This window comes from Arthrobacter sp. CAN_A212 (assembly GCF_015752345.1).
GTDB lineage: Bacteria > Actinomycetota > Actinomycetes > Actinomycetales > Micrococcaceae > Arthrobacter_D.
Genome location: NZ_JADOUT010000008.1, coordinates 126025 through 132108 on the forward strand (window position 1 = coordinate 126025; position 6084 = coordinate 132108).

Below are 6084 nucleotides of genomic sequence, written 5' to 3' on the forward strand. Positions count from 1 at the left end.
GAGAGGTATTGCTAAGCCTGCCGGTCACACTAGGACGGACCTGCTTAAGCGTTCAAGCGCCACCCAAGGAAAGGCCCCTGCATGCCCCTCATCGGCTTTCATGCCTCCCACGAACAGATCGCGCCAGGACAGCTCCTGGCGGATGTCCAGCGGGCGGAGCAGGCCGGCTTCGACGCCGCAATGTGCTCCGACCACTTTGAACCGTGGTCCAAGGTGCAGGGACATTCTGGGTTTGCCTGGTCCTGGCTCGGAGCCGCGCTTGCCACCACGAGGCTGCGTTTCGGCGTCGTTACCGCCCCTGGGCAGCGCTACCACCCGGCCATCATTGCTCAGGCTAGCGGCACGCTGGCGAGCATGTTCCCGGGTCGATTCTGGGCCGCCCTTGGCAGCGGAGAAAACCTGAATGAGCACATCACCGGGGACCCCTGGCCACCCAAGGAGGAGCGCCAGCAGCGAATCGAAGAGTGCGTTGACATCATCCGGCGAATGCACGACGGCGAGGAAGTCACGCACCGGGGCCTCGTCACCGTGGAGCAGGCCCGGCTCTGGGATGTGCCGGAAATAAAGCCGCAGTTGATCGCGCCGGCGATAAGCGTTGAGACCGCCGCGCGGAGCGCACGCTGGGCCGACGGCCTGGTCACCACGAACCAGCCGCACGAAAAACTGACGGAAATGATCAACGCATACCGGGACAACGGAGGTCAGGGGAAGCTTATTCTGCAGGTGCACCTGTCCTGGGCGCCCAGTGAGGAAGAGGCTGTGGACATCGCTCATAGACAGTGGAGTTCCAACTGTGTGAAGCCGCCGACCACCTGGGATCTCGCCCGTCCGTCCGACTTTGAGGAGGCTACCCGGGACCTTACCGAGAAGGAGCTTCGGGGCACCGTGCAGATCTCGGCCGATCTCGCCACGCACGCCCAGCGGCTTCGTGAATTTGCTGACCTCGGTTTCGATGAGCTGTACCTGCACTACGTCGGAACCGAACAGAAACCATTCATCGAGACGTTCGCCGAACACGTGTTGCCCGAGGTGCGCTGATGCGGATCACGGACACCTCTGACCTCTGGTGGAAAAATGCTGTCATCTACTGCCTCGACATCGAAACGTTCTGCGATTCCAACGGTGACGGCATCGGCGACTTCGCCGGCGCTGCCCAGCGCTTGGACTATCTTGCGGAGCTCGGTGTCACCTGTGTCTGGCTGATGCCGTTCTACCCGTCGCCACAGCGTGATGACGGATACGACGTCGTCGATTTCTACGGGGTTGACGAGCGGCTGGGCACGCTGGGCGACGTGGTCGAGTTCATCCGCACTGCCAAGGACCGCGGGATGCGGGTTATCGCCGATCTGGTGGTGAATCACACCTCAGACGAGCACCCCTGGTTCAAGCAGGCGCGCTCTTCCAAAGACAATCCGTACCGCGACTTCTACGTATGGCGATCGGACCCGCCTCCCGACACGTCAAGTGAGGTGGTGTTCCCCGACCAGGAGAACTCAATCTGGACCAAGGACCGGAAAACCGGCGAATGGTATCTGCACCGCTTTTACTCCCACCAGCCGGACTTGAACGTGGCCAACCCGGCCGTCCGCGATGAAATCGCCAAGGCGATGGGCTTCTGGATGGAACTGGGGCTGTCCGGTTTCCGCGTCGACGCCGTTCCCTTCTTTCTGGAAACCGAGGGTATCGATAGTCACACAGGCGACCCGCACGACTACCTCCGGGACCTGCGCCGGTTCCTCTCGCGGCGGTCCGGTGACGCAGTGCTTCTGGGCGAGGTGAACCTGCCCTTCGAACAGCAGATCGAGTTTTTCGGGGATGCCGCGGACGAACTCACCATGCAGTTCGATTTCGTCACAATGCAGCAGATGTATCTCTCGCTGGCCCGCGGCGATGCGCGGCCGCTGGCCCGTACCTTGACTGACCGGCCCGGCATCGATCCCGACAGCCAGTGGGCCACGTTCGTTCGCAACCATGACGAACTGACCCTGGACAAGCTGTTGGAGTCAGAGCGCCAGGAGGTCTTCGAAGCGTTCGGTCCGGAGAAGAACATGCAGGTCTACGACCGCGGACTCAAGCGACGGCTGCCCCCGATGCTCGACGGCGACCCGCAGCGCATCCGCATGGTCTACTCGCTCCTGTTCTCCCTGCCCGGCACCCCCGTGCTGTTCTACGGTGAGGAAATCGGGATGGGGGAGAACCTGGCCGCCGAGGGCAGGCTGGCGGTACGCACGCCAATGCAATGGACGCATGAAGAGAGTGCGGGCTTCTCCTCCGCTTCGCCGGACAAGCTTGTTCGGCCGCTGGTGGAGGGCAAATTCGCCCAAGACAGTGTGAATGTGGTGGATGCGCGGCGGGACCCGACGTCGTTACTGGGCTTCATGGGTAGTCTGATACGCCGCTATCGGGAGTGTCCCGAGCTCGGGTGGGGTTCCTTCTCCCTGATCGACACACCCAATCCCGCTGTTCTTGCCCATCGCTGTGATTGGGAGGAAAACTCCCTTTTCCTCTTCCATAACTTTGGGGCCGAACCCACTAAGGTATCGGTGAAGCTCAAAGACGGCGACGTACCCGAAAATGGCGGAATCCTGACCGACCTGCTGCAGGACACCATGGCCGACATCCACGCGGGGGATGAGATGCAGGTTGAATTGCCTGCGTACGGGTACCGCTGGCTGCGAGTCCAGGTTCCTGAGGTGGGCCGGCTCTGGTGAAATCCGCAGCTGTGGGATGACTGGAAGGAAGCGGTCAATATGACCGCTTCTGAGCTGGACGAGTGGCTGGACACGGATGAGTCTTAGGAGGTCGGCCAGAAGGACGACGACGGAGAATCGGTTGGCCACGCATCCGGCCGTCGCATCATCAAGATTCTGTCCACGAAGAAGGCCGACCTGACCGACTCCGACATTGAACATATGCGCACGGTGGTGGGCTACGTTCACCGGCACCTTGCGCTGAAGTCGTCCTCGGACGTGATCATTCGCGCAGTGTGCCGGCCTTGCCGTTCACCTGCTGGACATTCATCCAGCTGGCCAGCCGGTATTCCTCCGGATCCTTGGCTCGGCGGTTGGGGCCCTGGAAGTGACATTGCGCAGCCCCTCGTCAGCCGTGACGGTCCACTCATGCTTGTCGGCCAACTGGACCAGGTCTGGCGCCGTTGGTCGGGAACGCCTACAGACAGCGTGGCTGGAACGTCGGATCCGCCGGGCCATCCTGAGCAAGAGCATGGGACACCAGCCGGTGCACCACTGGATCGTTGGGAGCCTGATCATGCTCGATCAGGTTCAGCGCGCATTTGTCCTGAATGGTGATGTTGGTGACCTGCCTGGCTCGCCCTTCGAGGAACTGGCTGGTGTAGGGCGTAACAACCTCGTCGTACTTCGTGCTGATTACCGTGTAGGACGGACCATTCACCGTGTCACCGATCGAGTTCAGCTCGGTCAGGAAAGGTGAACCAGCCTGCTGATCGGAGCATGCTTGGCAGAGGAAGTTGGAGTCAAACGCAGCGAGCAACGGGTCGTCACCGGCGGGCACGAGTAGTCCCTCGGTGCCATGGTTGGAGGGAGCGATTCCGACGAGGTGGTTGACCTTCTTGGCGCCGCCGAGGAACCCGATGTAGTAGCGCGGCATCATGCCGCCCTGGCTGTGGCCGACCAGATCCACCTTCTCTGCTCCGGTGGCACCCAGCACGGCGTCGACGAACGAGCCAAGCTCCGCAGCAGAATCAGCCACCGGGCCGGTGGCATCGATGTTATTGGTGGTGCCGTAGTTGAGAGCGAAGACGCAATAACCCTGCCCGGCGAGGACCGGGGAGAGCGTAGACCAGTTTTTGAGCATGCTTTCGAACGTTCCGGGCACGAGGATGACGGGGTACGGGTGTTCGGCACTCGGCTGGCAGGACCAGTTGTTCGCCCCGGGCGGGGAGATGTCCACTGTATCGGCTAGGGCAGGAGGCGCCCCGGCCAGGCTTCCGCCAAGCAGGGCAACAGTGGCAAGGAATGTCGAAAAACGGTGCGGCATGCGCTGAAACCTCTTCGTATCATCGAAGCTCCCCGGGCGGGAGCGTGCACCGCACACACGATAGCTACTCGCCGGTAACCTTCGCAACACTCATGGGAATACGTGCACGCTCCGGCAGCCACTCGCCGCCCCAACGGCCGGTGGGCGAGCTCTTTCCGCTCCTCCTGCGGGGGCCATTTGTTATTTGCCCACCTGTCGGCTCACCATCTCATTGATCCAACTAGGCGCGAACGGCGATGTGCAGTTCGGGGGAGTGGGATAGTCCTTCAGCACCTCCAGGCGCTCACCAATAGCGAGTGCACGGGCGCGATAAGCGGGGTGTTCAATACCGATCATGGCCAGACAGCGATTCATGGCCCATTGCAGTCGGTCCGGCGCGTCTTTCATCTCCGCTTCGATGACATCGAGCAACGCCGGCAGATCGACAGCATCTGGGTTCTTAATCACTCGTTCCGAAGTCAGCGCCCAGCCCGCGCTTGCGACGATCGGGTCAGGATCCGCTGACCAGGTTATCCGGAGGTCTTCGGCATGAGGACTCTTTTTGACCACATAGTTCACCAGCCAGTCGTGCACCTTGGGTGCGCGGGCTTCGCGCAGCATAGAGTCCAACTCGTCTCGGTCAAAAGCCTTCGGGCGGCAGATCAGCAGAGCTACCAGTCGTGCAGCCGTGTCATCGGAAGCCCAGAGGTCACGGGCAAGATCATGTTGGGACTTGAGGGTCTTTGCGACGGCACGCAGCTTTCCCAGGTTGACCGCGTGATCGTCACCGTGCCGCTCGTTCACCGCTTTGATCTTCGGGTCTTCGAGCGAGGCGAGTTCGGCGAGCACTTCGTCACGAGTCGCAGCCGATGTGGTTGCTGTCATTGCAGCCTCCTGGTCAGGGTGGACGTTTCAGCGTGAGTACGGTTCAGCGTGGACATCTGTCGGTCGACGTTCCGCTGTTGGACGATCAAGACTACTCCGCGGGTGAATGTTCAGGCGGCTCCGGGTTCAGACCGCACCGTGCTCAGGCCGCTCCGGGTTGAGGGCTTCCGTGTTTCCGTATCCGACGGCGTCGGATACCTAGCGTGACGGAATCGGGCCGAATAGCTGGTTTGGCTCTCCCCGGCTCGGCGCCAGCTCCAATTCCAATTCCAGCTCCAGCTCCAGCTCCGGGTAGGGGTGGTGCGGTGGAGTGGTAGGTGTGGCCGGTGGGGGTGGTGGTTTTGAGCTGATGTCTCGGTCCGGGTGCGGGGGCTACAGTCCAGCCGGGGTGTTCTTTGGTGTGGTTGCACGCTTCGCAGAGTCCAGCCCCATTCATGATCGCTGTCGGTCCTCCCCGATGCCAGGGGATGATGTGGTCGATATGGCGGATCGGGGCGTCGCAGTACGGGGTCCGGCAGGTGTCATCCCGGGCGGTGATAAACCTGCGTTGCGCTTTGGTGAAGAGCCGGGCCGTGGAGTCCATTGCCACCAGGTCCCCGGTTTTCGGTGCCGTGTAGAGACGACGTAACCAGACGTCGAAAGCACGGTGTACGGCGGACGTGGTTGGCTCCTTCGGACCAGTGCCAGTGCCGCCAGTTGGACCTGACCCGGTCGAATTTTTCGTTCTGTCCTGGCTGGTTGCTGGGTTGGTCGGGGTTTCTGTGCTGAGGAGGTTGCGTGCCCAGCTGGAGGGGACGATTCCGTAGCCGGGGGCCTGTCAAGTTGTTTGTGTAAGTGAGCGGGCCATTTTTTAGTTGAGGTAGTAGTCGAGGCGTTCAGGGTAGGTGATGGCGAGGTGTCCGAGGGCTTGTTTCCAGCCGGTGGTGGAGGCGCCTTCGACGAGGTGGTTGCCGGTGGATTCTTTGTTGGTTTTCCGGCTTTTACGGCGTTCCCTGGCGCGTTTGTCTTCGATGTTGCAGATCGAGAGCCAGAGCAGTTTCACGGCGGCTTGATCGTTGGGGAAATGGCCGCGGTTCTTGATGATTTTGCGCAGTTGGTAGTTCAGCGACTCGATCGCGTTGGTCGTGTAAATGACCCGCCGGATGGCCGGTGGGAAGGCCAGGAAAGGGATGAAGCGCTCCCACGCGCTTTCCCAAACCCTCA

Annotated in this window: 5 protein-coding genes and 2 pseudogenes; 3 read left to right on the forward strand and 4 right to left on the reverse strand. The window is 61.5% G+C overall.

Translation table 11 applies throughout. The features are described from left to right. Positions 1-81 precede the first annotated feature (81 nt). The 3 genes and pseudogenes from IWX64_RS08460 to IWX64_RS08470 form a co-directional block, all read left to right on the forward strand. Positions 82-1038 (forward strand): TIGR03885 family FMN-dependent LLM class oxidoreductase, encoded by a 957-nt coding sequence (locus tag IWX64_RS08460; RefSeq protein ID WP_196866686.1) that lies wholly within the window; start codon positions 82-84, stop codon positions 1036-1038. Then, positions 1038-2711, forward strand: coding sequence for an alpha-amylase family protein (locus IWX64_RS08465; protein WP_196866687.1), 1674 nt, complete (start codon positions 1038-1040; stop codon positions 2709-2711). The genes IWX64_RS08460 and IWX64_RS08465 overlap by 1 nt, the downstream gene beginning before the upstream one ends. A gap of 9 nt (positions 2712-2720) precedes the next feature. Next, positions 2721-2951, forward strand: a pseudogene (locus IWX64_RS08470) (DUF3140 domain-containing protein); the annotation flags it as partial. Between the two features lie 217 nt (positions 2952-3168). Here IWX64_RS08470 and IWX64_RS08475 read toward each other — a convergent pair. The 4 genes and pseudogenes from IWX64_RS08475 to IWX64_RS08490 form a co-directional block, all read right to left on the reverse strand. Beyond that, the gene (locus IWX64_RS08475; RefSeq protein ID WP_196866688.1) at positions 3169-4017 is read right to left on the reverse strand and encodes an alpha/beta fold hydrolase; all 849 of its coding nucleotides are present in this window, start codon (positions 4015-4017) and stop codon (positions 3169-3171) included. A 180-nt stretch (positions 4018-4197) separates the two neighbouring features. Continuing rightward, positions 4198-4881 (reverse strand): DNA alkylation repair protein, encoded by a 684-nt coding sequence (locus IWX64_RS08480; protein ID WP_196866689.1) that lies wholly within the window; start codon positions 4879-4881, stop codon positions 4198-4200. Positions 4882-5023: 142 nt separating this feature from the next. Next, positions 5024-5521 (reverse strand): annotated as a pseudogene (locus IWX64_RS08485) (HNH endonuclease); the annotation flags it as partial. 210 nt (positions 5522-5731) lie between these two features. Continuing rightward, on the reverse strand, positions 5732-6084 hold a 353-nt coding region (locus IWX64_RS08490; protein WP_196866690.1), incomplete at its 5' end, for a transposase.